Consider the following 24,304-nt stretch of genomic DNA (forward strand, 5'->3'; position numbering starts at 1 on the left):
GTTACTCGTCGATCTCGGAACCCTCTGAGGTCGACACCTGTATTTCCCCTCGGTTGATGACCTCCTCCACGCCAAAATCCGCACGGGTCAGTTCAAAGAAGCGGACCAGTCGCGCGAGGCTTTCCTGGGAAAACGGATTGCCTCTCAAGGTGATGTTTTCAGCAATTTCCACCGGCAATTCCAGCAGGTCGCTGGGCACCTCGGTTATTGCATTCATGCTCAGGTCAGCCCAGTCGAGATCCGCCAGCTGAAGCAGGCCGTCGGGTATGTCAGTGATGCCGGTGTCGTTGAGCAGCACGGTCGACAAGTCGGGCATTTGGCTTAGATCCGGCGTGCGCCCCAACGGGTTAAAGCTCAGGTCGAGGTAATCAAGCTGCTCCATTCCCGCCAATGCACTTGCCGACTCCGCTGAAAGGCTGACCCGGCAATCGGGGAGCGACAGCGAGCGCAGGCGTCCCATCTTGAACACCGAATCGGGAATGTCACCCAGGTCACACTCGCGTAGCCGCAGGCTTTTGAGGTTGAGAAAGGACTCAAGGAAACGCCCCAGGCGTGTTGCGCCCTCGGCACTGTCAACCTCAAGCGCGGAAACATGGCTGAAGTCCGCACTCAAGGTCGGCAGTTCGCCATTGATGACCGGACGGACCCTGAGTTCGAACGTCGGCTCAAGTGCTTCGTTGAACTCATCCAGTTCCGACTCGCGCTGCCAGCACTTCTCGAGCGCTTGCTTGAATTCGTCGCGGTTCGTTTGCTCGGCAACGAGTTGCTCGTCACTGAACGGTTCGCCCGTCACCGGGTGCTGCTGCGGAACATCGGCGGTCCACGCGGACAAATCGTTTTTCAGCTGGGTGAGCTCTTGTTCAAGGCGCGTCAAATAGCTGCGGCCATCCTCCAGAGTCCCCGGCAATTCGTAGACGAACTCGCTCGCCTGCTCGATTTCCATGCTGGGGTACAGCGCCTTGACCCGATCGATATCGGCTTCGGGTGCATAGACGCCCATGTCGTAGGCGGTTTCGAAGTGGTGTTGCTTGATCAATTCTCGCGCGCTGTTCGACAGTGGGTTGTCGGTGAGGTGCAGGCCGCGCTTGTCGTAAAGCGAACTCTCGAATAACCCGGCAGGCAACTCGCTGATGTGGTTGTTCATCAGCAGGAGGGTTTGAAGCTTCGGGTGTTGCAGAAGGCTGGCCGCAATCCCTGTCTGGCGGGTGTCGCTCAGGTCCAGGTGCGCCAGCTCGCTCATCGTGTCGATATGCGGCAAGGTTTCAAACGGATTTTTGTACAGGTCGAGCATGGCCAGTTGCTTCATTGATGCCAGCTTCGACCACGTGGCGGCGTCGACCCGGATGCCGCAATCGCTCAAGACCAAGGCGTGAAGGTCGGGCATTTGGCTGATGGCGTCGGGGAGGGTGTTCAGGGAAAAGCGGCGCAATTCCAGGCGGCGCAGCCCGCTGAAACCTCGTAGAAACGCGGGAATGGCCTGTGCGCTGCGGGTGCCTTCCAGGGACAGCTGCGACACATGACTGAAATCGGCAGTCAACGACGGCAAGTCGCCGAGGATCGGCTCTGCAAACCTGAGCACATATTGGGTCACCCCCTCCGGTGTGTCGAAATCCCGGTCGGACTGTCGACGCCAGCTGCGCTGGATTTCCTGGGCCAGCAACCGTCGGTTGTTTCGCTCGGCTTGTTGATCAAGCTCACTGAGCGGGCTTCCGGTTTCAGGATGGGTTGTGGGGGAATCACTGACCCAGGCGCGCAGGTCCTGATGCAGTCGGGCCAACTCCCTCCTCAAGCGTGAAAGTTCTACGCGAGCACCGTCGGGATGAAGTTGCAGTGTCTGGACAATGGACTGCATTTCTTCCTGAGGCAGGTTGGGGTAAACCTCGCGCACCCGGTCGTTGAGCGTCGGTGTCTCGCGGGCGATTCGACTGTAGCCCTCGGTACCACCGGGCAGGCGCATGGTGGTCGGGTCATAGAACGGTTTCCGATGGGGATTTTTTGCAAACAGCCTGCGTAAGGCCGGTTGCTCCAGTGCGTGTTCGGCGATGCGTTGTTTAAGAACCTGGGCATCTGTGATCGAAGGGTTCAACTTGTTGCGTTGCGCATCCGGCAGCGCCCGGAACAAGGCCTGATAAAAATCCTCCGGCGACGAATCCGAGTCTTGGTGTACGTGGTAAGTCCCGTCTTCAGCGCGAACCAGTATTTTTTGTAGGGGCGCATCGGGTTGGCCAATGCTGTCGCGCAAAGCCCCCTCGGCCGAGTAGTCCCGCACTTCGATACGCAACCCGGCTGGTAAATCGGGCAGTGAGTTCAGGCTTTGCAAGGCCAGTCGGTGGGTGTCGGTGGTGTCCAACGCTTCGGAATAAAAACCTTCAGAGGCTCGGATAGCACGCACGGCCTCCATGGCTTTGAGCGCGGCGTCCTTGAGACGCTGGGGCGTGCGGCCGTTGTGCAGCTGTTTCAGTTCCGTGCCGGACGCATTGCTCACCAGTTCCTCGGCGATATCGGTAGGTAACCCCCGCACATCATCAATCAGCCGCTGAACCCGCAGGTCATCGGTTTTTTCCAGCGCGCGATAACGCAGATCGAACAGCGATTTGCGGTAATCCCGGGCCAGTTCTGCGGTGCGTTGTCTGAAGGCTGATGTTTGGGCTTGCGCTGTCGGCATTGGCGTGTCGACAGGCCAGCCGTCGTAGCCACTCAGCAGTTGATGTTGCAGGGTCGAATCAGCCTTTCGATAGTGCTCGGGTTGATCACTGCCGATCTGCTCGATAAAGGTGTCGATGTCCCGGTTGATCTTGAAACGCTTGATCGTGTCGGTCAGCAGCGAAGGCGGGCGGTAATGTTCGACATGCATTTCGCGCACGGCGTTGTCGTGGAAACCGCTGACCCGCAGGATCTGCTCGCGCTCGGCGTTGCTGAACGACTCGACACCCTGGCCGATTCGACGCATGACCGTTTCCCGATCCCACTCCAGCGGTTGTTCCAGCTCGGTGTGCCAGGCGCCGTGGTGATTGTGCAGTAAAGACGGCTGATAAGCATCGGCGCGGGTCGGGTGCTCAATCTGAAACGCGTTGGAGGTGCCGTCGGGTTTCACGGCATACAGTTTTCCTTCCAGAGGCAGCAGCGTCTTGCCCCCGTGGCGATAGAGGCCAAGCTGATCGGGTTTGGCGTCTTCGGGCAAACGCTGTGCCTGTTCGTAAGGGGTCAGATCCGGCTTCCAGTAGCGGGTTTTTCCTTTCGGCGTTGCGACGGGTTTGAGCGGGTCGACCAGCGCGACCGCTTCGCGCGAAAGCAAACGGCTGAAGGCGCCGGCAGCGATCGCACCACCCACCGCGAATGTGCCCACCTCAACCACTGTTTCAGCGAGTGTAATCAAATGCCCGACCGCCTCTGTTTTCAGTCCTTCGGCCAGGTCTACGATGCCTTCGAATGTTTCGTCGAGTAACTGGTAAGCCATATAACCCAGCATTATTTCGCCAAGAAACGGGACGAACGGCAATGCCACGAATGTTGCGATTTCAAGCAGCGTCGAAGCTACTTTGCTGACGGCATCCCACAAAGCCCAGCGCGCGTTTCGGTCGGCGGAGGCGGTGGAGACGGCCAGCGTGCTGGCGTCGTTGAGGATCTTGTTCAGTTGTCGCTGATAGAGATGGTTCCACAGGTCCGCGCTGAACGGCGTCATTGAAAACCGCAGGTTAGGCCTGTCGATGGGTGTTTCGCGCCAGCTCGGCAGTGGGTCGCCACGCTTGTGTTGATGCCAGGTCACGCGCTGGAGGCGGCGGTTGAGATCAGCAAAAAAAGGGCCCCTTTCCTTATGCTCGACGAAGCGGCTGAAGAACGTCTGGTAGGCCGGGGCGCGTAGCTTGCGGGTCAGCTCGGTCATGAACGCCAGGGTGTTCGGGTACTCCTTGAGCGGGTGCTCGGGATCGTCGGGAATGTAGGCAATGATCCGTGTTCCCTTGCGCGCGCGCTCCAGGCTCGGCGCGAAGACGACAATCCCGGTCAGGGAGGAGGACATGAGGGTCAGGTCATGACCGTACAGCGGCTGGCCATTGAGTCGCGCCCCGGAACGACCTTCCACAAGGCGCAGGATCGAGTGATAGGCATCCTCCGTAATATCCTTGCGGATTTGAGCCATTTGCAGCGCGGCTTTGAGTGCCGTTTTATGCGAGCTGATCACCTTCGCTTTCAACACCGCGCCGGCCACCGGGTTGGTCAGCCCAAGATTGTCTTTGAGGTACGTGGTGTAGCGGGCGCCGATGTCCAGTTCCCGGCACAGCCTCACAAAGGCAGCGATGGTCAGTTTCTGATTGACCGCCGGCAGCGTATCGAACTGCCCTGCGGGCGATGGTTCGGTAATGAACGTCGAGGCGGGCTCGTAAGCATCCGCCGCCATTTCCGATGCCTGAAAGTTATGCAAGGCGGCGTCGAGCAGCGACACGGTCCAGGTGCGCGCAGCGCCCGTCTTGATCCCGAACCAGGGCACGGCTTGTGGAATGTACAGGCGCAGGAAGGTGGTTTTAACGTCCACTTCCAGATCAAACCGGGTTTTTAAGGCCGGGCTTAGCAACGCTTCGGCGAAGGCGCGTGCGCTTTGCAGCCTCAACAGCGTTGAGTCCAGACGATTTCGCTGGGTCCAATGTTCCTGGCTGAGCTTTTTCAGCGACTGGTGTTGCAGGGATGTCGCGGTGCCGTGCCAGTGCGGCGCGGCAAGCGAGGCGGTTTTGAGGGCATCGCGTGTCGCGGGCGAGGCTTCCAATACCCAGGCCGGCAGGTTGTTGAACAGATGATGGTAGTGATCGTCCGGTTGCGTGGCGGATTCATTGCCACCGACATTTGAAGGGCGATCGTTTTCGTGTCGACTCATGCGCTATTCCCTTAGCGTTTGGATGAGTCGCCAGCAAAACAGACGATGACGGGGCGGGTGCGGTACATATTTACCGCACCGCTCGACAAGCCTGCCTATAACCTGTGCCGGCGGTTTAAACTGCGCCTTTGCGACCCTATATGTCGCATTGCCGTAAACCCGGCTGAAACCGGGGTTTGCGCTATAAGAAGTTGTCGCTTGGCGGCAAGGCCGGGCTGAAAACTGTCCTTACAATCCCCCCATCGCTCGCCAGTTTCCGGCGAGTGTTCCTCTTCAGGAGACTCCGATGTCCGTTGAGCACGCTGCGGTAGAACGCGCCGATTTCGACCAGGTAATGGTTCCCAACTACGCGCCTGCCGCATTCATTCCAGTGCGTGGTGCCGGTTCCCATGTCTGGGACCAGTCTGGCCGCGAGCTGATCGACTTCGCTGGCGGGATTGCCGTTAACGTATTGGGCCATGCGCACCCGGCGCTGGTCAGTGCCTTGACCGAGCAGGCGAACAAGCTGTGGCACGTGTCCAACGTGTTCACCAATGAGCCGGCCTTGCGCCTGGCACATAAGCTGGTCAACGCCACCTTTGCCGAGCGTGCTTTCTTCTGCAACTCCGGCGCCGAAGCCAACGAGGCCGCCTTCAAGCTGGCCCGTCGCGTCGGTTTTGATCGGTTCGGCAGCGAGAAGTACGAAATCATCGCCGCGCTCAACAGCTTCCACGGCCGTACCCTGTTCACCGTGAACGTCGGTGGCCAGTCCAAGTATTCCGATGGTTTCGGTCCGAAGATCACCGGTATCACCCACGTGCCGTACAACGATCTGGCTGCGCTGAAAGCCGCCATTTCCGACAAGACCTGCGCCGTGGTTCTGGAACCGATCCAGGGCGAAAGCGGTGTGATCCCGGCTGAGCTTGAGTACCTGCAAGGCGCTCGCGATCTGTGCACCGCGCACAATGCGCTGCTGATCTTCGACGAAGTGCAGACCGGCATGGGTCGCACCGGCCACCTGTTCGCCTATCAGCATTACGGCGTAGTCCCGGACATCCTGACCAGCGCCAAGAGCCTGGGCGGCGGTTTCCCGATCGCGGCGATGCTGACCACCGAAGACCTGGCCAAGCATTTGGTCGTCGGCACCCACGGCACCACATACGGCGGCAACCCGCTGGCGTGCGCGGTCGGGGAAGCGGTGATCGACGTGGTCAACACCCCTGAAGTGCTGGCTGGCGTCAAGGCCAAGCATGCCAAGTTCAAGGCGCGCCTTGAGCAGGTCGGTGAGAAGTACGGCATTTTCACCAAGGTCCGCGGCATGGGCCTGTTGATCGGTTGTGTACTGAGCGACGCCTGGAAAGGCAAGGCCAAAGACGTCTTCAACGCCGCCGAGCGTGAAGGCCTGATGATTCTGCAAGCCGGCCCCGACGTGGTGCGTTTTGCCCCAAGCCTGGTGGTTGAAGACGCAGACATCGACGAGGGCCTGGACCGCTTCGAACGCGCTGTGGCCAAGTTGACGCAAGCCTGATAGACCCTTCGGCGCCTGACATTTCAGGTGTCGAACCCAATTTTTATGCCGGACCCGCTCTTCTGTAGGAGCAAGGCTTGCCCGCGAAAGCGGCGTGTCAGACACCTTGTTATTGGCTGACACACCGCTTTCGCGGGCAAGCCTCGCTCCTGCAAGGGTTCGGCTTATTTCCCCCAAAAGAGTTACGAGAAAGGAGTGACACCATGCTGGTGATGCGCCCCGCGCAAATGGCTGATCTGGGCGAGGTACAGCGTCTGGCTGCGGACAGCCCGATTGGTGTCACTTCCTTGCCGGATGACGTTGAACGCCTGAGCGACAAGATCGCCGCAAGCGAAGCCTCGTTTTCCGCGGAAGTCAGCTTCAACGGCGAAGAAAGCTATTTCTTCGTCCTCGAAGACTCGACCACCGGCAAATTGGTCGGTTGCTCTGCAATCGTTGCCTCCGCCGGTTACTCCGAGCCGTTCTACAGCTTTCGCAATGAAACCTTCGTGCACGCCTCCCGCGAGCTGAAGATTCATAACAAGATTCACGTGCTCTCGCAGTGCCACGACCTGACCGGCAACAGCTTGCTGACCAGTTTCTACGTGCAGCGCGAGTTGGTGGGTTCGCCCTGGGCCGAGCTCAACTCCCGTGGTCGTCTGCTGTTCGTTGCCAGCCATCCGGAGCGCTTTGCCGATTCCGTGGTGACCGAGATCGTCGGTTACAGCGACGAAAATGGCGATTCGCCGTTCTGGGACGCCATCGGTCGCAACTTCTTCGACCTCAACTACGCCGAAGCCGAGCGTCTGTGCGGCCTGAAGAGCCGGACCTTCCTCGCCGAACTGATGCCGCATTACCCGATCTACGTGCCTTTGCTGCCGGACACCGCTCAAGAAGCGATGGGCCAGGTGCATCCGCGAGCCCAGATCACCTTCGACATCCTGATGCGCGAAGGCTTCGAGACCGATCACTACATCGACATTTTCGACGGCGGCCCGACGTTGCATGCCCGCGTCTCCGGGATCCGCTCGATCGCGCAGAGCCGTGTGGTGCCGGTGAAAATTGGCGAGGCGGTCAAAGGTGTCGGTCGTCAGTACCTGGTGGCCAACGCCCAGTTGCAGGATTACCGCGCTGTATTGCTTGAGCTCGATTACGCGCCGGGCAAACCCGTGACCCTGGATCTTGAAGCGGCCGAAGCCCTGGGCGTCGGTGAGGGTGCGAGCGTGCGCCTGGTGGCGGTTTAACGACTGCTTGAGTGTTTAGAAAGCAGCGAAGTTTCGCGGGTGGCGCAAGCGGCCCGTTTGAGGAGATAGCATGATCGTTCGTCCTGTACGCAGCAGCGATTTACCCGCTCTGATCGACCTGGCCCGCAGCACCGGCACTGGCCTGACCACCTTGCCGGCCAACGAAGAACGACTGGCCCATCGGGTCGGCTGGGCCGAGAAGACCTTTCGCGGTGAAGCCGGGCGGGGCGATGCAGACTACCTGTTCGTGCTCGAAGACGATGATGGCCGCGTGGTGGGCATTTCCGCCATCGCCGGCGCTGTCGGCCTGCGTGAGCCCTGGTACAACTTCCGGGTCGGCCTGACGGTCAGCGCTTCGCAAGAGCTGAACATCTACCGCGAGATCCCGACGCTGTTCCTGGCCAACGACCTGACCGGCAACTCTGAGTTGTGCTCGCTGTTCCTCCACGCCGATTACCGCACGGGCCTCAACGGCCGCATGCTGGCCAAGGCGCGGATGCTGTTCATCGCCGAGTTTCCGCAGCTGTTTGGCAACAAGATCATTGCCGAGATGCGCGGCGTGTCCGACGAAGCCGGGCGCTCGCCATTCTGGGAAAGCCTGGGCCGTCACTTCTTCAAGATGGAATTCAGCCAGGCCGATTACCTGACTGGCGTGGGCAACAAGGCGTTCATCGCCGAACTGATGCCGAAATTTCCGCTGTACACCTGCTTTCTGTCGCCAGACGCGCGCAACGTCATCGGTCAGGTTCACCCTGACACCGAGCCGGCGCTGGCCATGCTCAAGAGCGAAGGTTTCAGCTACCAAGGCTACGTCGACATCTTCGACGCCGGCCCTGCGGTCGAGTGCGAAACCGGCAAGATCCGCGCCGTGCGCGACAGCCAGGCACTGGTGTTGGCCATCGGCACGCCGGGTGATGACGCTACTCCGTTCCTGATTCACAACCGCAAGCGCGAAGACTGCCGCATCACTGCCGCGCCAGCACGCTTCGCCGCCGGTACGTTGGTCGTTGATCCGCTGACCGCCAAACGTCTTCAACTCAACGCCGGTGATCAAGTGCGCGCCGTTCCGTTGTCTGCTGCCAGGGAGTCGAAATAATGAATTCGCTATACATCGCAGGTGAATGGCTGGCCGGTCAGGGCGAAGCCTTCCAGTCACTGAACCCGGTGACCCAGCAAGTGCTGTGGACCGGCGAAGGCGCGACCGCCGCTCAGGTTGAGTCGGCCGTGCAGGCTGCTCGTCAGGCGTTTCCGGGCTGGGCCCGTCGCACCCTGGACGAGCGCATTACCGTGCTTGAAGCCTTTGCCGCCGCGCTGAAAAACCACGCTGACGAACTGGCCCGCACCATTGGTGAGGAAACCGGCAAGCCGTTGTGGGAAGCCGCAACGGAAGTGACCAGCATGGTCAACAAGATTGCGATCTCGGTGCAGAGCTACCGCGAGCGTACCGGCGAGAAGAGCGGCCCGCTGGGCGACGCCACCGCCGTGTTGCGCCACAAGCCACACGGTGTGGTGGCGGTGTTCGGGCCTTACAACTTCCCGGGGCATTTGCCGAACGGTCACATCGTGCCGGCACTGCTGGCCGGTAACAGCGTGCTGTTCAAGCCCAGCGAACTGACGCCGAAAGTCGCCGAACTGACGGTTAAATGCTGGATCGAAGCCGGTCTGCCAGCGGGTGTGTTGAACCTGCTGCAAGGCGCTCGCGAAACCGGTATCGCCCTGGCGGCGAACCCGGGCATCGACGGTCTGTTCTTCACCGGTTCGAGCCGCACCGGCAATCACCTGCACCAGCAATTCGCCGGTCGTCCGGACAAGATCCTCGCCCTGGAGATGGGCGGTAACAACCCGCTGGTGGTGGATCAGGTCGCAGACCTCGATGCTGCCGTTTACACCATCATCCAGTCGGCATTCATTTCCGCCGGCCAGCGTTGCACCTGTGCCCGTCGCTTGCTGGTACCGCAGGGCGCCTGGGGCGACACGTTGCTGGCGCGTCTGGTGGCGGTCAGTTCGACGATTGAAGTCGGTGCGTTTGACCAGCAACCGGCGCCGTTCATGGGCTCGGTGATTTCCCTCGGCGCGGCGAAAGCGCTGATGGATGCGCAAGAGCATCTGCTGGCCAATGGCGCCGTGGCGCTGCTGGAAATGACTCAGCCTCAGGCGCAAGCCGCGTTGCTGACACCGGGCATCCTGGACGTGACGGCTGTCGCCGATCGTCCTGACGAGGAGCTGTTCGGCCCGTTGCTGCAAGTGATCCGCTACGCTGATTTTGAAGCGGCGATTGCTGAAGCCAACGACACGGACTATGGGCTGGCGGCTGGTTTGCTGTCGGATTCCGAAGCGCGTTATCAGCAGTTCTGGCTGGAAAGCCGTGCCGGTATCGTCAACTGGAACAAGCAGCTGACCGGCGCCGCGAGCAGCGCGCCATTCGGCGGCGTCGGCGCTTCGGGCAACCACCGCGCCAGCGCCTACTACGCCGCAGATTACTGCGCGTACCCGGTGGCTTCGCTGGAAACGCCGAACCTGGTGTTGCCTGCATCGCTTACGCCTGGCGTGAAGATGGCGTGATGCCCATCGCCCGCAGGCTGGCTCCCACAGGTTCGGTGGTGTTCACACATTTTGTGTACGACCCCATCACTGTGGGAGCCAGCTTGCTGGCGATGGCCGCGACGCGGTCTTACTGAATAGTTACTGAAGCCATAACAACAGATTCTTGTGGAGCCTCGCTGATGAAATCCTATGAAGTCAATTTTGACGGTCTAGTGGGGCCGACCCATAACTACGGCGGTTTGTCCTACGGCAACGTCGCGTCCCAGAGCAACAGCCAGCAGTCTTCGAACCCGAAGGAAGCCGCGCTGCAAGGCCTGGCGAAAATGAAAGCGCTGATGGAAATGGGCTTTCAGCAAGGCGTTCTGGCCCCTCAGGAACGTCCTGACGTTGCGGCCCTGCGCCGTCTGGGCTTCAGCGGCACCGACGCGCAAGTGATCGAGAAAGCCGCCAAAGACGCGATGCCCTTGCTGGTCGCCAGTTGCTCGGCGTCGAGCATGTGGGTGGCCAACGCCGCCACGGTCAGCCCGAGTGCCGATACTGCGGATGGCCGCGTGCATTTCACCGCTGCCAACCTCAACTGCAAATACCACCGCAGCATCGAACACCCGACCACCAGCCGCGTGCTGGGGGCGATGTTCGCTGACCAGAAACACTTTGCTCACCACGCCGCCTTGCCGGCGGTGGCGCAGTTCGGCGACGAAGGCGCGGCCAACCACACCCGTTTCTGCCGTGAATACGGTGACGCCGGCGTCGAGTTCTTCGTGTTCGGTCGCTCCGCATTCGACACCCGCTACCCGGCTCCCCAGAAGTACCCGGCGCGCCAGACGCTTGAAGCCTCGCAAGCCGTTGCCCGCCTGCACGGCTTGAGCGATGACGGCGTGGTCTTCGCTCAGCAGAACCCATCGGTGATCGATCAGGGCGTGTTCCACAACGACGTGATCGCGGTAGGTAACGGCGAGGTGCTGTTCTATCACGAGGACGCGTTCCTCGACACCGAGCAGATGCTCGCTGAACTGCAGGGCAAACTCGCAAAAGTCGGTGGGAAATTCCAGTCAATTTGCGTCCCGCGTTCTGCCGTTACCGTCGAAGACGCCGTTCGTTCCTACCTGTTCAATAGCCAATTGCTGACCCGCCCTGACGGTTCGATGCTGTTGATCGTGCCGGAAGAGTGCCGTGGCAATGAACGCGTCTGGCAGTATCTGCAAGGTTTGACCAGCTCCGGCGGCCTGATCCGCGAAGTGAAGGTTTTCGATCTGAAACAAAGTATGCAGAACGGCGGTGGCCCGGCTTGCCTGCGGTTGCGTGTCGCACTGAATGAAACCGAACTGGCGGCGGTCAATCCAGGGGTTATCATGACGGCACCGTTGTACGGCACGCTGACCGAATGGGTCGACAAGCACTACCGTGACCGCATGGCCGAAACCGACCTGGCGGACCCGCAATTGCTGCTTGAGTGCCGGACGGCACTGGATGAACTGACGCAAATCCTTAAACTGGGCGCGGTTTATCCTTTCCAGATCAATTGAACGTCGAGAGCGTAAAAAACATGAGCGATACCCTGCAGCTGATCCTTGAAGACACCGACGGCACGCAACTGGAAACGTCCTGCACCCGCGTCGCGGTCCTGTGGCAAGGCAAAGAGCTGTGGATCCAGCAGGACGGCCGCGGCCAGCTGCTGATCGGCGTGGACGTTGAAGAAGGTGATGCCGAATACGCAAACCTGCTGCTGCGCCCATTGGCGACTAATCTGGTAAGTCTGCAACTGGAAATGGAACCGGCTGAAGTCGGCGACGAAGACCACGTGCACGGCCCGGATTGCGCACACGACCACTAAGGAAATCGCTCTATGCTCGCCCTCGGCAAACTGCTTGAACTGACCCTCGCCGGCCGCGAACCGGCGGAGAAGACTCAACTGACTGTCGAAGGCGTGCGCATGCGCTGGTTGAGCGAAGGTGCGCTGGAAGTCCGGCCGCCTGAGGCGCGCGACAATGGCCTGGACCTGCTGCTGTCAGCGGGTATCCATGGCAACGAAACAGCGCCGATCGAGTTGCTCGATCGCCTGTTGCATGACATCGCTCGCGGCGACTTGAAACCGCGCGCACGCATTCTGTTCCTGTTTGGCAACCCGGAAGCGATTCGCAAAGGCGAGCGCTTCGTCGAGCAGGACGTCAATCGGCTGTTCAACGGCCGTCACGAACAAACCAGCGGCTCCGAAGCCCTGCGCGCCTGTGAACTGGAGCGGCTGGCGGCGAGTTTCTTCAGCCTGCCGGATCGCAGCCGCCTGCATTACGACCTGCACACTGCGATTCGTGGTTCGAAAATCGAGCAGTTCGCGTTGTATCCCTGGAAAGAGGGGCGCCAGCATTCACGCCTCGAGCTGGCCCGTTTGCGTGCTGCCGGTATGGAAGCGGTGCTGTTGCAGAACAAGCCGTCGATTGTGTTCAGCTCTTACACCTACGACAAGCTCGCTGCCGAGTCTTTCACCCTTGAGCTGGGCAAGGCGCGGCCGTTTGGGCAGAACGACGGTGTGAACGTCTCGCTGCTTGAAACCCGCCTCCAGCAGATTATCGAAGGCACCGAGCCTGCGGTGACCGACGAAGGCCTGGACGGTTTGCAGTTGTTCAGCGTGGCGCGGGAAATCATCAAGCACAGCGATAGCTTCCGCCTGAACCTGCCGGCGGACATCGAGAACTTTTCGGAGTTGGACGTGGGTTACGTACTGGCCGAAGACATCGCCCAGACCCGCTGGATCATCGAAGAGAAGGGCGCCCGGATCATCTTCCCGAACCCCAAGGTCAAAAACGGCCTGCGCGCCGGCATCCTGATCGTGCCCGCCACCGACGAAAACCTGGCATAACAGACACAGTAGTCCCCTGTAGGAGCGAGGCTTGCCCGCGAAAGCGATTTTAAATTCAACATCAATGTTGATTGTGAAATCGCCTTCGCGGGCAAGCCTCGCTCCTACGGGGACTGGCTCGGGGTTTAGACGGCTACCGCGCGAGGCTCGCTGCGACGCAACGCTCGCATCTTGTGCAGCGTATCGGCACAGGTCTTCGCCGCTTCCTGGCCTTTATGCACGAAATGCTCGAAGAAGAACTTCTGATGCTCTTCGCCGGCATGGAAGTGGTGCGGGGTTAAAACCACCGAGAACACCGGCACTTCAGTCTCCAGCTGAACCTGCATCAGGCCGCTGATCACCGACTGGGCGACGAATTCGTGACGGTAGATGCCGCCGTCGACCACCAGGCCCGCCGCGACGATGCCGGCATAACGTCCAGACTTGGCCAGCAGCTTGGCGTGCAGTGGAATTTCAAAGGCGCCGCCGACTTCGAAGAAATCGATCTCCGATTCCTGATAACCCTGGGCAATCATTTCGGCAACGAAGCCCTTACGGCTCTGGTCGACGATTTCCTTGTGCCAGCAGGCCTGGATGAACGCAACGCGCTCGCCCTGATGGTTTTTGCTTTTGCTATCGATTGCGGTGGGTTGCATGTTCTGACTCCTGTTTATGTAAAAAACAGGGCATATGAATCGAATGGGATTTAAGGGTACGCACGCTCGCACGAATGCCTGCGGACGGCCCTTTGGCGCCAATCCCGTTCTCTCTTCATCCGGACTATGACCGTCGGCCCCGGGATCACACCGGGTCTGCTGACCTTGCCGCCAGACACCACCGAAGCCGTGTCTGTCACCAAGCGCTCGCGGGCTATGCGCATTGCGCGCAATTACCGCCGGTGGGGAGTTGCACCCCGCCCTGAGAACGTTTTGCCGCCAGATTGTTTGGCGGCGCAGCTTTTTTAACACATATTTCCTGCCTGTGCATTGCTGCTATCTGATGATTGCTATCGACTTTTTCGCTCACTTGACGGGTCTTTTCCTTCGCTTGGGGTTGATTAATCGTTGTCATGACCGCAGTAATTCCTACCTGAAAGGGATTTTCCCCTGCTTACCGAGGCCAGATTCATGAGCGTTATCGATCTTCGCAGCGACACCGTTACCCAACCGACCGCCGGAATGCTCGACGCGATGGCCAGTGCGCCCACCGGTGACGACGTCTATGGCGAAGATCCGACGGTCAACCGCCTGGAAGCGGAACTGGCAAAACGGTTGGGGTTTGCCGCTGCGTTGTTCGTGCCGACGGGCACCATGAGCAATCTGCTGGGCCTGATGGCTCATTGCGAACGGGGTGACGAATACATCGTCGGCCAGCAGGCGCACACGTATAAGTACGAAGGTGGCGGCGCGGCGGTGCTTGGCTCGATCCAGCCGCAGCCGCTGGAAGTGCAGGCTGACGGCTCGCTGGACCTGGCGCACGTCGTCGCCGCGATCAAACCGGACGACTTCCATTTCGCTCGTACACGGTTGCTGGCGCTGGAAAACACCATGCAGGGCAAAGTCCTGCCGCTGGAATATCTCGCCCAGGCACGCAGTCTTACCCGTGAACATGGGTTGCAGCTGCACCTGGACGGCGCTCGGCTTTACAACGCGGCCGTCAAGTTGGGTGTTGATGCCCGCGAGATCACACAGCACTTCGATTCGGTTTCGGTCTGCCTGTCCAAAGGCCTGGGCGCGCCGATCGGGTCGGTGTTGTGCGGTTCGGCAGAGTTGATCGGCAAGGCGCGTCGCCTGCGCAAGATGGTCGGTGGTGGCATGCGCCAGGCCGGTCTTTTGGCCGCGGCGGGGCTTTATGCGCTGGATAACAACGTTCAGCGTCTGGCCGACGATCACGCCAATGCGCAATTTCTGGCCGACGGACTGCAAAAGGCCGGTTACGAAGTCGAGCCGGTGCAGACCAACATGGTTTACGTGAACATGGGCGACAAGGCCGAGGCGATCAAGGCCTTTGCCGCCGAGCGTGGCATCAAGCTGAGCGCTGCCGGACGCCTGCGGATGGTCACGCACATGGACGTTGACCGCGCTCAAATTGAGCAGGTCGTCGCGACATTCGTCGAGTTTTCTCGCAACTGATCGCCTTGGCGGTCCAATTGACCGTTTCTATCGTATAAACACGCTGTACCCCGCGCGCTGGGCCGATATAATGCGGCCCTTTGCCGTCGCTTCGTCTGTTGACGTTTCGTACAGGCCTTTGGCCGCAGCCTCCGTGGAAGAACCTAATGAAAAGCGCAGAAATCCGTGAAGCCTTCCTTCGCTTCTTCGAAGAGCAAGGCCACACCCGTGTAGCCTCCAGCTCTTTGATTCCGGGCAACGACCCAACCCTGCTGTTCACTAACGCGGGGATGAACCAGTTCAAGGACTGCTTCCTGGGCCAGGAAAAGCGCGCGTACACCCGCGCTGTCTCCAGCCAGAAATGCGTGCGCGCCGGCGGCAAGCACAACGACCTGGAAAACGTCGGTTATACCGCCCGTCACCACACCTTCTTCGAAATGCTGGGTAACTTCAGCTTCGGTGATTACTTCAAGCGCGACGCGATCACCTACGCCTGGAACTTCCTGACCTCCGAGCAGTGGCTGAACCTGCCGAAGGAAAAGCTCTGGGTCACCGTCTACGCCAGCGATGACGAGGCCTATGACATCTGGACCAAGGAGATCGGTGTTCCGGCCGAGCGCATGGTCCGCATCGGCGACAACAAGGGCGCGCCATACGCTTCCGATAACTTCTGGACCATGGGCGATACCGGCCCGTGCGGTCCTTGCACCGAGATTTTCTACGATCACGGCGCCGACATCTGGGGCGGCCCGCCGGGCTCGCCGGAAGAAGATGGCGACCGTTACATCGAGATCTGGAACAACGTGTTCATGCAGTTCAACCGCACCGCCGATGGCGTGTTGCACCCGCTGCCAGCGCCGTCGGTCGACACCGGCATGGGCCTGGAGCGGATCAGTGCCGTGCTGCAGCACGTTCACTCGAACTATGAAATCGACCTGTTCCAGAGTCTGCTGAGCGCATCGGCCAAGGCTATCGGCTGCACCAACGACGCTCAGGCTTCCCTGAAAGTCGTGGCTGACCACATTCGTTCGTGCGGTTTCCTGATTGCCGACGGCGTGCTGCCGTCCAACGAAGGCCGGGGTTATGTGCTGCGCCGGATCGTCCGTCGCGCCTGCCGTCATGGCAACAAACTGGGCGCCAAGGGCAGCTTCTTCTACCAGATCGTAGCGGCCCTGGTTGCCGAGATGGGCGAAGCCTTCCCTGAGCTGAAAGCTCAACAGGCACATATCGAACGCGTCCTGAAAGCCGAAGAAGAGCAGTTCGCCAAGACCCTGGAGCAGGGCCTGAAAATCCTTGAGCAGGATCTGGCCGAACTCAAAGGCGACGTGGTGCCGGGCGATGTGGTGTTCAAGCTCTACGACACCTACGGCTTCCCGATGGACCTGACGGGCGACATCGCTCGCGAGCGCAACTTGACCATCGACGAAGCAGGCTTCGAACGCGAAATGGAAGCCCAGCGCGTCCGTGCCCGTTCCGCCAGTTCCTTCGGCATGGACTACAACAGCCTGGTCAAGGTTGATGTGGCCACCGAATTCACCGGTTACAAAGCCACCAGCGGTTCGGCGAAAGTTGTTGGCCTCTATAAAGAAGGCCAGGCGGTCGACGTACTGAGTGAAGGCGAAGAAGGCGTGGTCGTTCTCAATCAGACCCCGTTCTACGCTGAGTCCGGCGGCCAGATTGGCGATTGCGGTTATCTGCAATCGAGCGGTGGCCGCTTCGACGTGCGTGACACCACCAAGACCGGCGGCGCATTTCTGCACCACGGTGTGTTGGCATCGGGCAGCTTGATCATCGGTTCGCCGGTTGAAACCCACGTTGAAGCCGAGGTGCGCCACGCCACTTCGCTGAATCACTCGGCCACTCACTTGCTGCATGCGGCGTTGCGTAAAGTGCTGGGCGATCACGTTCAGCAGAAAGGCTCGTTGGTCGACAGTCAGCGCCTGCGCTTTGACTTCAGCCACTTCGAAGCCATCAAGCCTGAGCAACTGAAGGCCCTGGAAGACATCGTCAACGCCGAGATTCGCAAGAACTCCGCCGTTGAAACCGAAGAAACCGACATCGAAACCGCCAAGAAAAAAGGCGCCATGGCGCTGTTTGGCGAGAAGTACGGCGACAACGTGCGCGTGCTGAGCATGGGCGGTGATTTCTCCGTCGAGCTGTGCGGTGGCATCCACGCCAACCGTACCGGTGACATCGGCCTGCTGAAAATCATCAGCGAAGGCGGTGTTGCGTCGGGCGTGCGTCGTATCGAGGCAGTCACCGGTGCTGCGGCACTGGCGTACTTGAACGCTGCAGAAGAACAACTCAAGGAAGCGGCCAACCTGGTCAAGGGCAGCCGCGACAACCTGATCGACAAGCTGTCGGCTGTGCTGGAGCGCAACCGTCTGCTGGAGAAGCAACTCGAGCAGTTGCAGGCCAAGGCGGCCAGCGCGGCGGGCGACGATCTGTCGGCTTCTGCCCTGGACGTCAAAGGCGTGAAAGTGCTGGCCGTGCGTCTGGACGGTCAGGACGCCAAGGCGCTGCTGGCGCTCGTCGATCAGCTGAAAAACAAACTCGGCCGCGCAGTGATCCTGCTCGGCAGTGTCCATGAGGAAAAGGTCGTTCTGGTTGCAGGCGTAACCAAAGACCTGACTGGCCAACTCAAAGCCGGTGATTTGATGAAGCAAGCCGCTGCGGCAGTGGGCGGGAAGGGCGGTGGTCGTCCAGACATGGCGCAAGGCGGTGGTACTGACGCTGGCGCACTGGACGCGGCACTGGCCCTGACGGTTCCATTTGTAGAGCAGGGTTTATAAGGCAGGGTGTCCGGCCCGTCGTCTAGTGGCGGGCGGGAACGCTGTTTGAGTGATTATTTGGGCGCCCTTCATGGGCAGAGGCGGCTTTGAAATGGCTTTGATCGTACAGAAATTTGGAGGCACCTCAGTCGGCACTGTCGAGAGAATCGAGCAGGTCGCCGACAAGGTTAAGAAATTCCGCGATGCCGGCGATGACCTGGTGGTTGTCCTGTCGGCAATGAGCGGCGAAACCAACCGTCTGATCGATCTGGCCAAGCAAATCAGTGGTGATGGCCAACCGGTTCCGCGTGAGCTGGATGTGATCGTTTCCACGGGCGAGCAGGTGACGATTGCACTGTTGGCCATGGCGCTGATCAAACGCGGCGTGCCTGCGGTGTCTTACACCGGCAACCAGGTGCGGATTCTGACGGACAGTGCACACAATAAAGCGCGTATCTTGCAGATTGATGACCAGAAGATTCGCGGTGATCTGAAGGCAGGTCGTGTGGTGGTTGTCGCCGGTTTCCAGGGCGTCGACGAGCATGGCAACATCACCACCCTCGGTCGTGGCGGTTCCGACACCACCGGCGTGGCGCTGGCGGCGGCCTTGAAGGCCGACGAATGCCAGATCTACACCGATGTCGATGGCGTCTACACCACCGACCCGCGTGTGGTGTCCGTGGCCCAGCGCCTGGACAAGATTACCTTCGAAGAGATGCTGGAAATGGCCAGCCTCGGTTCCAAGGTGTTGCAGATCCGTGCGGTGGAATTCGCCGGCAAGTACAACGTTCCGCTGCGCGTACTGCACAGCTTCAAGGAGGGTCCGGGCACCCTCATTACTATTGATGAAGAGGAAACCATGGAACAGCCGATCATTTCCGGCATCGCTTTCAATCGCGATGAAGCCAAGCTGACCATCCGTGGCGTGCCAGACACCCCGGGCGTTGCATTCAAGATTCTCGGCCCGATCAGTGCCGCGAACATCGAAGTCGACATGATCGTGCAGAACGTTGCGCACGATAACACCACCGACTTCACCTTCACCGTGCACCGCAATGACTTCCAGGCCGCACAAACCGTGCTGGAAAACACCGCTCGCGAGATCGGTGCCCGTGAAGTGGTCGGTGACATCAAGATCGCCAAGGTCTCGATCGTCGGCGTCGGCATGCGTTCTCACGCAGGCGTGGCCAGCCGCATGTTCGAATCCCTGGCGAAAGAAAGCATCAACATCCAGATGATCTCGACGTCGGAAATCAAAGTCTCCGTTGTGATCGAAGAGAAGTATCTGGAACTGGCTGTGCGCGCTCTGCACACAGCTTTCGAACTGGACGCACCGGCCCGAACAGGCGAGTGATGCGTTTGCCAAAGGGCGCGGTCTGACCGCGCCCTTTGTCTTTTTTGAATGGCGCGACCCAGGAACTGTTCTTTTGCTCGCGCTGGTCAATACTCAGGCATGTAGGGCTGCGATCGTTTTCCGGTTGTAGGTCGAGTGCCTTTTTTTTGCAGACTGTTGTCCCTGAAATGAAATGCGTGAGGAGAAAGGTATGCTGATTCTGACTCGTCGGTGCGCAGAAAGCCTGATTATTGGTGATGGCGAAATCACCGTGACCGTGCTCGGCGTCAAAGGAAATCAAGTGCGTATTGGCGTTAACGCACCTAAAGAGGTTGCGGTTCACCGTGAGGAAATCTACTTGCGGATCAAGAAAGAGAAGGACGACGAACCAAGCCATTAATTTTTATCGTTTTTTATGTTTGCAAACGGGGAAGAAGCTGGTTAATATACGCCCCGTGTTGCGGAGAGCTGGCCGAGTGGCCGAAGGCGCTCCCCTGCTAAGGGAGTACACCTCAAAAGGGTGTCGGGGGTTCGAATCCCCCGTTCTCCGCCATTATTTGCGTAGTACGTTGTAATCTGGCTTTTTCGGTAAGTGTTTGAAATTACTAGAAAAAGTGCTTTACATAGAGATTAGACGGCCTATAATGCGCGGCAACAAATGCACTCGTAGCTCAGCTGGATAGAGTACTCGGCTACGAACCGAGCGGTCACAGGTTCGAATCCTGTCGAGTGCACCATTTAAGGGTTGTTTGCAGCAATGCAAATGACTTGGCTCCAACCAGTTGTGATCTGGTATAAAAACACAAATGCACTCGTAGCTCAGCTGGATAGAGTACTCGGCTACGAACCGAGCGGTCACAGGTTCGAATCCTGTCGAGTGCACCAAACACCAAAAAGCCCGCGTTTAACGTGGGCTTTTTGCCGTCCGGGATTTGGCTTTTCCCTTTGTACATCCTTTCTCGTCGAACTCCACATGTGCGCTGCGACCTCGCTTGAGTTCGTAGCGGTAGCTTGTTGCGGAATTCCTGATACTGATCTTGTCCGGCTTGCCCAGGGCGCTCTCGACGTCCTGTTGTGTCATGCCCGCGACTATCCGTTGATTGATGATTGCTTCGCGACGTTCCTTGGCGGTTATCAGGTTTGCGCACTTGTCCTCAGTCTGGCCGACAATGGTTGGCTCCTTCCTTCCGGTTTTCGTCGAGGGTGTCTCCCGAACGTCAGCCTCAGGCATGAGCGCTATCGCGTTGCCGGGCGTGAAAGTGCGCACCTCTTGCTGCGAGAAGCTTTCACCCTCCGCGCAACTCAGGGTTGTGAAGGTGAGGCGACCGTCGGGTGCTTCGCAACGGTGAAGGATGGTTGCCTGCAACCGGGGTGAAAGGCAGAGCAGGGCAAGCAGTAAAAAATAAAAGGCAATCGATGGCATTAAACGTCCTCCATGACGGTCCATGTCAGGGTAGCCGCTACATTTTTCGATGAGGGTGTGTTTTCTTTTCAGAATGAGTCGTCGCAGTTGGAGAGATCAGGACTGCACTCAGCTTTGTCTTGCAACCGCTTGTTTCAGCCATGATTTTTTGACGTTTAAAACCGTCGGGCGGTGTATCATTGCGCCCGTCAGCCCCGCCGGGGCTTGTGGAATACCTCCATGGACTTACCCAGTAGTTACTCAGTATCCCGTTTTTCCAATCATGAATTGACTGATTGATCCTTCCGGCGTGCCCCGCTGCTGGGAGTGGAGTTCGCCTATGTCTGAAGTAGAAGTAAAGAAAACGCAGGAAAGCTTGCAGGACCGCCTCGCTCAAGTCGTTGAGCTGCTGCAGCGCCAGCGGGTGGTCGAAGACCTGACTCATCGCCAGGAAGGTCCGCATCACGACCGGGTCGAGAACCTGGTACACCGGCAAAACCTCGTCGAGCTGCAACGCAAGCTCGATGATCTGCACTCCGCCGACGTTGCCTACATCCTTGAAGCCTTGCCGCTGGACGATCGTCTGACGCTCTGGCAATTGGTCAAGGCGGATCGCGACGGCGACATTCTCCTCGAAGTATCCGACTCGGTTCGTGAAACCCTGATCGCCGACATGGACGATCACGAGCTCCTGGCTGCGGCCAAGGACATGGACGCCGACGAACTTGCTGACCTGGCTTCCGAGCTGCCGCGAGACGTCGTCCACGAACTGATGGAAACCCTCGATGGTCAACAGCGTGAGCGCGTCCGCTCCGCGTTGTCCTATGACGAGGAGCAAGTCGGTGCGCTGATGGACTTCGAGATGGTGACCATCCGTGAGGATGTCAGTCTCGAAGTCGTGCTGCGTTACCTGCGGCGTCTCAAGGAGCTGCCGGGCCACACCGACAAACTGTTTGTGGTCGACTACGACGGCGTGCTCAAGGGCGTGCTGCCGATCAAGCGTTTGCTGGTCAACGATCCGGAAAAGCAGGTTTCGGAAGTCATGGCCAGCGACCCGGTGAGTTTTCACCCGGACGAAGATGCCTACGATGCCGCTCAGGCGTTCGAACGTTACGACTTGATCTCGGCGCCTGTGGTCGACAAGAACGGCAAGCTGATCGGCCGTCTGACCATCGATGAAATGGTCGACCTGATCCGTGAAGAGAGCGAAAACGAAGTGCTCAACATGGCGGGTCTGCGCGAAGAAGAAGATATCTTCGCTTCGGTCTGGAAATCCCTGCGCAACCGTTGGGCCTGGCTGGCGGTCAACCTGATCACCGCGTTTATCGCATCCCGGGTGATCGGCCTGTTTGAGGGCTCCATCGAAAAACTGGTGGCACTGGCGGCATTGATGCCGATCGTGGCCGGTATCGGTGGCAACTCGGGCAACCAGACTATCACCATGATCGTTCGAGCCATGGCGCTGGACCAGGTGAGCACCGGCAATACCTCGCGATTGATGCGCAAGGAGCTGGCCGTCGGTTTGATCAATGGCCTGGTCTGGGGTGGCGTGATTGGCGTTGTGGCCTATCTGCTTTATGGCAGTTGGTCCCTCGGGGTGGTGATGACCGCCGCCATGACGCTTAACTTGTTGCTGGCGGCGTTGATGGGGGTCTTGATCCCGATGACTCTGGCGCGGCTTGGGCGCGATCCGGCGATGGGTGCCAGCGTTATGATCACTGCCATGACTGACAGCGGCGGGTTCTTCATCTTCCTCGGGCTGGCGACGATTTTCCTGCTCTGACTTGCCTGCTTTAAGAAACCCGCCAATTCGGCGGGTTTTTTATGGCCGAATTTCAGGCAAAAAAAAGCCAGCGATTATGCTGGCTTGGCTTTCGGGTCGAATCAGGAAGCGTCTGCGGCCATTTCGGCGTCATGGGCAATCAGCGAAACAAGAGCATTTTGCTGACGGTGGGAGAGTTGGCGGAAGCGTTGCAGCAGTTCACGTTCGTGCAATGACAGCTCCGGGCTGTCCAGGCGCATGCTCAACTCTTCGCCCAGTGCACCTTCCTGAATAAGACTCTGCTCAAGGCGCGCAATGATTTCGGAGTTCATGCTGCGATGATGATTGCGAGCCACCTCGGCAATGCGTTCACGCATTCCGTCTGGCAGACGTACGACGAACTTGTCAGCCGTACGGCTGGAATAAATTGCCTGTTTCAATGGGCGCATATATTTAACCGGTTAGTTCAGGGGAGCGGTTCTCGGGATTGGCCGCAGGATGTCTGATAGGACAAGCTCTCTGGCCAAATGTTCAACCTGAATTGATAGAGGCTCGCATCATGCCTCAAAGCAGCCAGATCATTGGCGTCAATTCTGTGACAAATATTGAGCTGGGTAAAGGCGTTATGCCAGCACCTTTATCGAAAATGTGGACTGGTTAGAAAACTTTGGTCCCTGCCCGTATCGCTGACCGCGTGCTCTTCCCGTCAGGTGATGCCCGAAGACGCCTGAAGGTGCATGCTACGCGGATTCGATCCTTGGTCCTTACCTTATACAGGATAGTGGCAAATGGCCGATTTACTAGTGGCAGACCCGCACAGGGGGGGGATTCAGGATGGATGGCAGGCTGATTTACTTGATGGGGCCTTCCGGATCCGGCAAAGACAGCCTCATCGAAGCGGCTCGACAACCTTTACGCTCGATAAACGGCGAAGTGGTACGACGGGTCATTACGCGTTCGGCTGAATCCGTAGGCGAAGATGCCATCGGAGTCTCTCGCGAGGAGTTCGAACAACGCCGCGACAAGGGTGACTTTGCGCTGTCGTGGCACGCCCATGGCCTGGATTACGGCATTCCGGTCCAGATCGACCATTGGCTGGAAGAAGGTCGTCATGTCTTGGTCAATGGCTCTCGTGGCCACCTGGCCGAGGCACTGCAACGCTACCCGACATTGTTGCCGGTGCTGTTGACGGTCCAGGATGAGGTATTACGCGAGCGACTGATGAAGCGAGGCCGTGAGAGCCTTGCAGAAATTGAAGCCAGATTGCGCCGCAACAGGTTATTTACAGCGGAGGATCCTCTCGGTGATTCGCAGATCTACCGACTCGACAACTCTGGCGAGATTGCCGTCACCGTCGCCAATCTTCTGAAATTGCTGAACGTCAGCGCAGAACCGGATCGAATTTGATTTTGCGTCCGATAATCAGCGCCAGCACGAATAACGCGCCGAAAACGCCGCAGGCGATCAGGGGTACGGTGGCAACCGTGTCCGGGACCAATGACAGATGAAGAATGCCGCTCAGTAAGGCAAGGATCAAAAATCCTGCGGCTGATTTGGACATTGCTGTGCTCCTGATAGGGTGATTCAAAATACCAAGCGTTCCGAAGTCTGAGACACCGGAAGATAATTTTGCTGGCTTACGTCCTGGCCAACAAAGCCGCGCTGATCGTTCATGACCGCCAATTGCGGGGCTTTTTGCAGCTGGAGGTAATGCGGCATCCGATGCGCGACCTGCTCAGCGCCGCTCTCGGCGGCAAAATGACCACCCAGCAGGACGGTAAGGGCGATTGCATTCGAGAGTAAAAGGACGCTGTTCATGAGGCTAACCTCGGTTGTTCGTGAGAACAGCTAAAGCAGCCCGCGTGCCAAGAGTCTAACGGCAATTAAATCCTTTAAAAACAAAGAATTAACTTATTACTTAAAGAGGCCGTCGTTGCAAATTGCAATG

19 protein-coding genes, 3 tRNA genes and 1 riboswitch are annotated in these 24,304 nt (G+C 59.0%); of the genes, 16 read left to right on the forward strand and 6 right to left on the reverse strand.

All coding sequences use genetic code 11. The features are described from left to right. Position 1 precedes the first annotated feature (1 nt). On the reverse strand, positions 2-4,867 hold the full coding sequence (locus tag BLU63_RS18325; RefSeq protein WP_083375930.1) for a dermonecrotic toxin domain-containing protein: 4,866 nt from the start codon (positions 4,865-4,867) through the stop codon (positions 2-4). A 286-nt stretch (positions 4,868-5,153) separates the two neighbouring features. Here BLU63_RS18325 and BLU63_RS18330 point away from each other — a divergent pair, with 286 nt between their 5' ends. The 7 genes from BLU63_RS18330 (at position 5,154) to astE (ending at position 12,998) form a co-directional block, all read left to right on the forward strand. Further along, entirely contained in the window at positions 5,154-6,374 is a 1,221-nt protein-coding gene (locus BLU63_RS18330; RefSeq protein ID WP_083375931.1) for an aspartate aminotransferase family protein, read from the forward strand. A 203-nt stretch (positions 6,375-6,577) separates the two neighbouring features. Continuing rightward, positions 6,578-7,597 (forward strand): arginine/ornithine succinyltransferase subunit alpha, encoded by a 1,020-nt coding sequence (aruF, locus tag BLU63_RS18335; protein WP_010457242.1) that lies wholly within the window; start codon positions 6,578-6,580, stop codon positions 7,595-7,597. Positions 7,598-7,667: 70 nt separating this feature from the next. After that, on the forward strand, positions 7,668-8,693 hold the full coding sequence (gene astA, locus BLU63_RS18340) for an arginine N-succinyltransferase (RefSeq protein ID WP_010457241.1): 1,026 nt from the start codon (positions 7,668-7,670) through the stop codon (positions 8,691-8,693). Continuing rightward, the gene (gene astD / locus BLU63_RS18345) at positions 8,690-10,159 is read left to right on the forward strand and encodes a succinylglutamate-semialdehyde dehydrogenase (protein WP_167362295.1); all 1,470 of its coding nucleotides are present in this window, start codon (positions 8,690-8,692) and stop codon (positions 10,157-10,159) included. The genes astA and astD overlap by 4 nt, the downstream gene beginning before the upstream one ends. Positions 10,160-10,320: 161 nt before the next feature. Continuing rightward, positions 10,321-11,667, forward strand: a complete 1,347-nt coding sequence (gene astB, locus BLU63_RS18350; RefSeq protein WP_083375932.1) for an N-succinylarginine dihydrolase — start codon at positions 10,321-10,323, stop codon at positions 11,665-11,667. Positions 11,668-11,687: 20 nt separating this feature from the next. Beyond that, the gene (locus BLU63_RS18355; RefSeq protein ID WP_010457234.1) at positions 11,688-11,975 is read left to right on the forward strand and encodes a hypothetical protein; all 288 of its coding nucleotides are present in this window, start codon (positions 11,688-11,690) and stop codon (positions 11,973-11,975) included. A 12-nt stretch (positions 11,976-11,987) separates the two neighbouring features. Further along, positions 11,988-12,998 (forward strand): succinylglutamate desuccinylase, encoded by a 1,011-nt coding sequence (gene astE, locus BLU63_RS18360; RefSeq protein WP_010457232.1) that lies wholly within the window; start codon positions 11,988-11,990, stop codon positions 12,996-12,998. A 125-nt stretch (positions 12,999-13,123) separates the two neighbouring features. Here astE and BLU63_RS18365 read toward each other — a convergent pair whose 3' ends face one another. Beyond that, positions 13,124-13,633 carry a 6,7-dimethyl-8-ribityllumazine synthase gene (locus tag BLU63_RS18365; protein WP_007943897.1) on the reverse strand — a complete coding sequence of 170 codons (510 nt, stop codon included), beginning with the start codon at positions 13,631-13,633 and terminating at the stop codon, positions 13,124-13,126. Between the two features lie 102 nt (positions 13,634-13,735). Continuing rightward, a riboswitch (FMN riboswitch) is annotated at positions 13,736-13,907 on the reverse strand. A 197-nt stretch (positions 13,908-14,104) separates the two neighbouring features. On the opposite strand from BLU63_RS18365, the gene ltaE reads away from it, so the two are divergent. From ltaE to BLU63_RS18400, 7 genes are all read left to right on the forward strand, one after another. Further along, positions 14,105-15,109, forward strand: a complete 1,005-nt coding sequence (gene ltaE / locus BLU63_RS18370) for a low-specificity L-threonine aldolase (RefSeq protein ID WP_083375933.1) — start codon at positions 14,105-14,107, stop codon at positions 15,107-15,109. A 146-nt stretch (positions 15,110-15,255) separates the two neighbouring features. Next, a complete protein-coding gene (gene alaS / locus BLU63_RS18375) occupies positions 15,256-17,880 on the forward strand; it encodes an alanine--tRNA ligase (protein ID WP_010457228.1) in 2,625 nt (874 codons plus the stop codon). A 91-nt stretch (positions 17,881-17,971) separates the two neighbouring features. Continuing rightward, positions 17,972-19,213: an aspartate kinase gene (locus BLU63_RS18380; protein WP_008033100.1), complete on the forward strand. Its 1,242-nt coding sequence runs from the start codon at positions 17,972-17,974 to the stop codon at positions 19,211-19,213. A gap of 190 nt (positions 19,214-19,403) precedes the next feature. Further along, the gene (gene csrA, locus BLU63_RS18385) at positions 19,404-19,592 is read left to right on the forward strand and encodes a carbon storage regulator CsrA (protein ID WP_003178872.1); all 189 of its coding nucleotides are present in this window, start codon (positions 19,404-19,406) and stop codon (positions 19,590-19,592) included. A 62-nt stretch (positions 19,593-19,654) separates the two neighbouring features. Continuing rightward, positions 19,655-19,745, forward strand: a tRNA-Ser gene (locus BLU63_RS18390). Between the two features lie 107 nt (positions 19,746-19,852). Further along, positions 19,853-19,929, forward strand: a tRNA-Arg gene (locus tag BLU63_RS18395). 71 nt (positions 19,930-20,000) lie between these two features. Beyond that, a tRNA-Arg gene (locus BLU63_RS18400) sits at positions 20,001-20,077 on the forward strand. A gap of 19 nt (positions 20,078-20,096) precedes the next feature. Here BLU63_RS18400 and BLU63_RS18405 read toward each other — a convergent pair. Further along, the gene (locus tag BLU63_RS18405; protein ID WP_083375934.1) at positions 20,097-20,615 is read right to left on the reverse strand and encodes a cell envelope protein SmpA; all 519 of its coding nucleotides are present in this window, start codon (positions 20,613-20,615) and stop codon (positions 20,097-20,099) included. A 319-nt stretch (positions 20,616-20,934) separates the two neighbouring features. On the opposite strand from BLU63_RS18405, the gene mgtE reads away from it, so the two are divergent. Further along, on the forward strand, positions 20,935-22,377 hold the full coding sequence (gene mgtE / locus BLU63_RS18410) for a magnesium transporter (RefSeq protein ID WP_010457218.1): 1,443 nt from the start codon (positions 20,935-20,937) through the stop codon (positions 22,375-22,377). Positions 22,378-22,478: 101 nt separating this feature from the next. Here the strand turns inward: mgtE and BLU63_RS18415 are convergent, their stop codons facing one another. Further along, complete coding sequence (locus tag BLU63_RS18415; RefSeq protein ID WP_003178899.1) at positions 22,479-22,805, reverse strand: Arc family DNA-binding protein; 327 nt, start codon at positions 22,803-22,805, stop codon at positions 22,479-22,481. Positions 22,806-23,190: 385 nt separating this feature from the next. Here BLU63_RS18415 and phnN point away from each other — a divergent pair, with 385 nt between their 5' ends. Further along, positions 23,191-23,763, forward strand: a complete 573-nt coding sequence (gene phnN, locus BLU63_RS18420) for a phosphonate metabolism protein/1,5-bisphosphokinase (PRPP-forming) PhnN (protein ID WP_083375935.1) — start codon at positions 23,191-23,193, stop codon at positions 23,761-23,763. Here phnN and BLU63_RS18425 read toward each other — a convergent pair. Beyond that, the gene (locus BLU63_RS18425) at positions 23,738-23,917 is read right to left on the reverse strand and encodes a PA3371 family protein (RefSeq protein WP_010457208.1); all 180 of its coding nucleotides are present in this window, start codon (positions 23,915-23,917) and stop codon (positions 23,738-23,740) included. The two genes, phnN and BLU63_RS18425, sit on opposite strands and share 26 nt — an antisense overlap. Before the next feature lie 23 nt (positions 23,918-23,940). Further along, positions 23,941-24,174 carry a hypothetical protein gene (locus BLU63_RS18430; protein WP_077749184.1) on the reverse strand — a complete coding sequence of 78 codons (234 nt, stop codon included), beginning with the start codon at positions 24,172-24,174 and terminating at the stop codon, positions 23,941-23,943. Between the last annotated feature and the right edge of the window lie 130 nt (positions 24,175-24,304).

This window comes from Pseudomonas mandelii (assembly GCF_900106065.1).
In the GTDB taxonomy this organism is placed as follows: Bacteria; Pseudomonadota; Gammaproteobacteria; order Pseudomonadales; family Pseudomonadaceae; genus Aquipseudomonas; species Aquipseudomonas mandelii.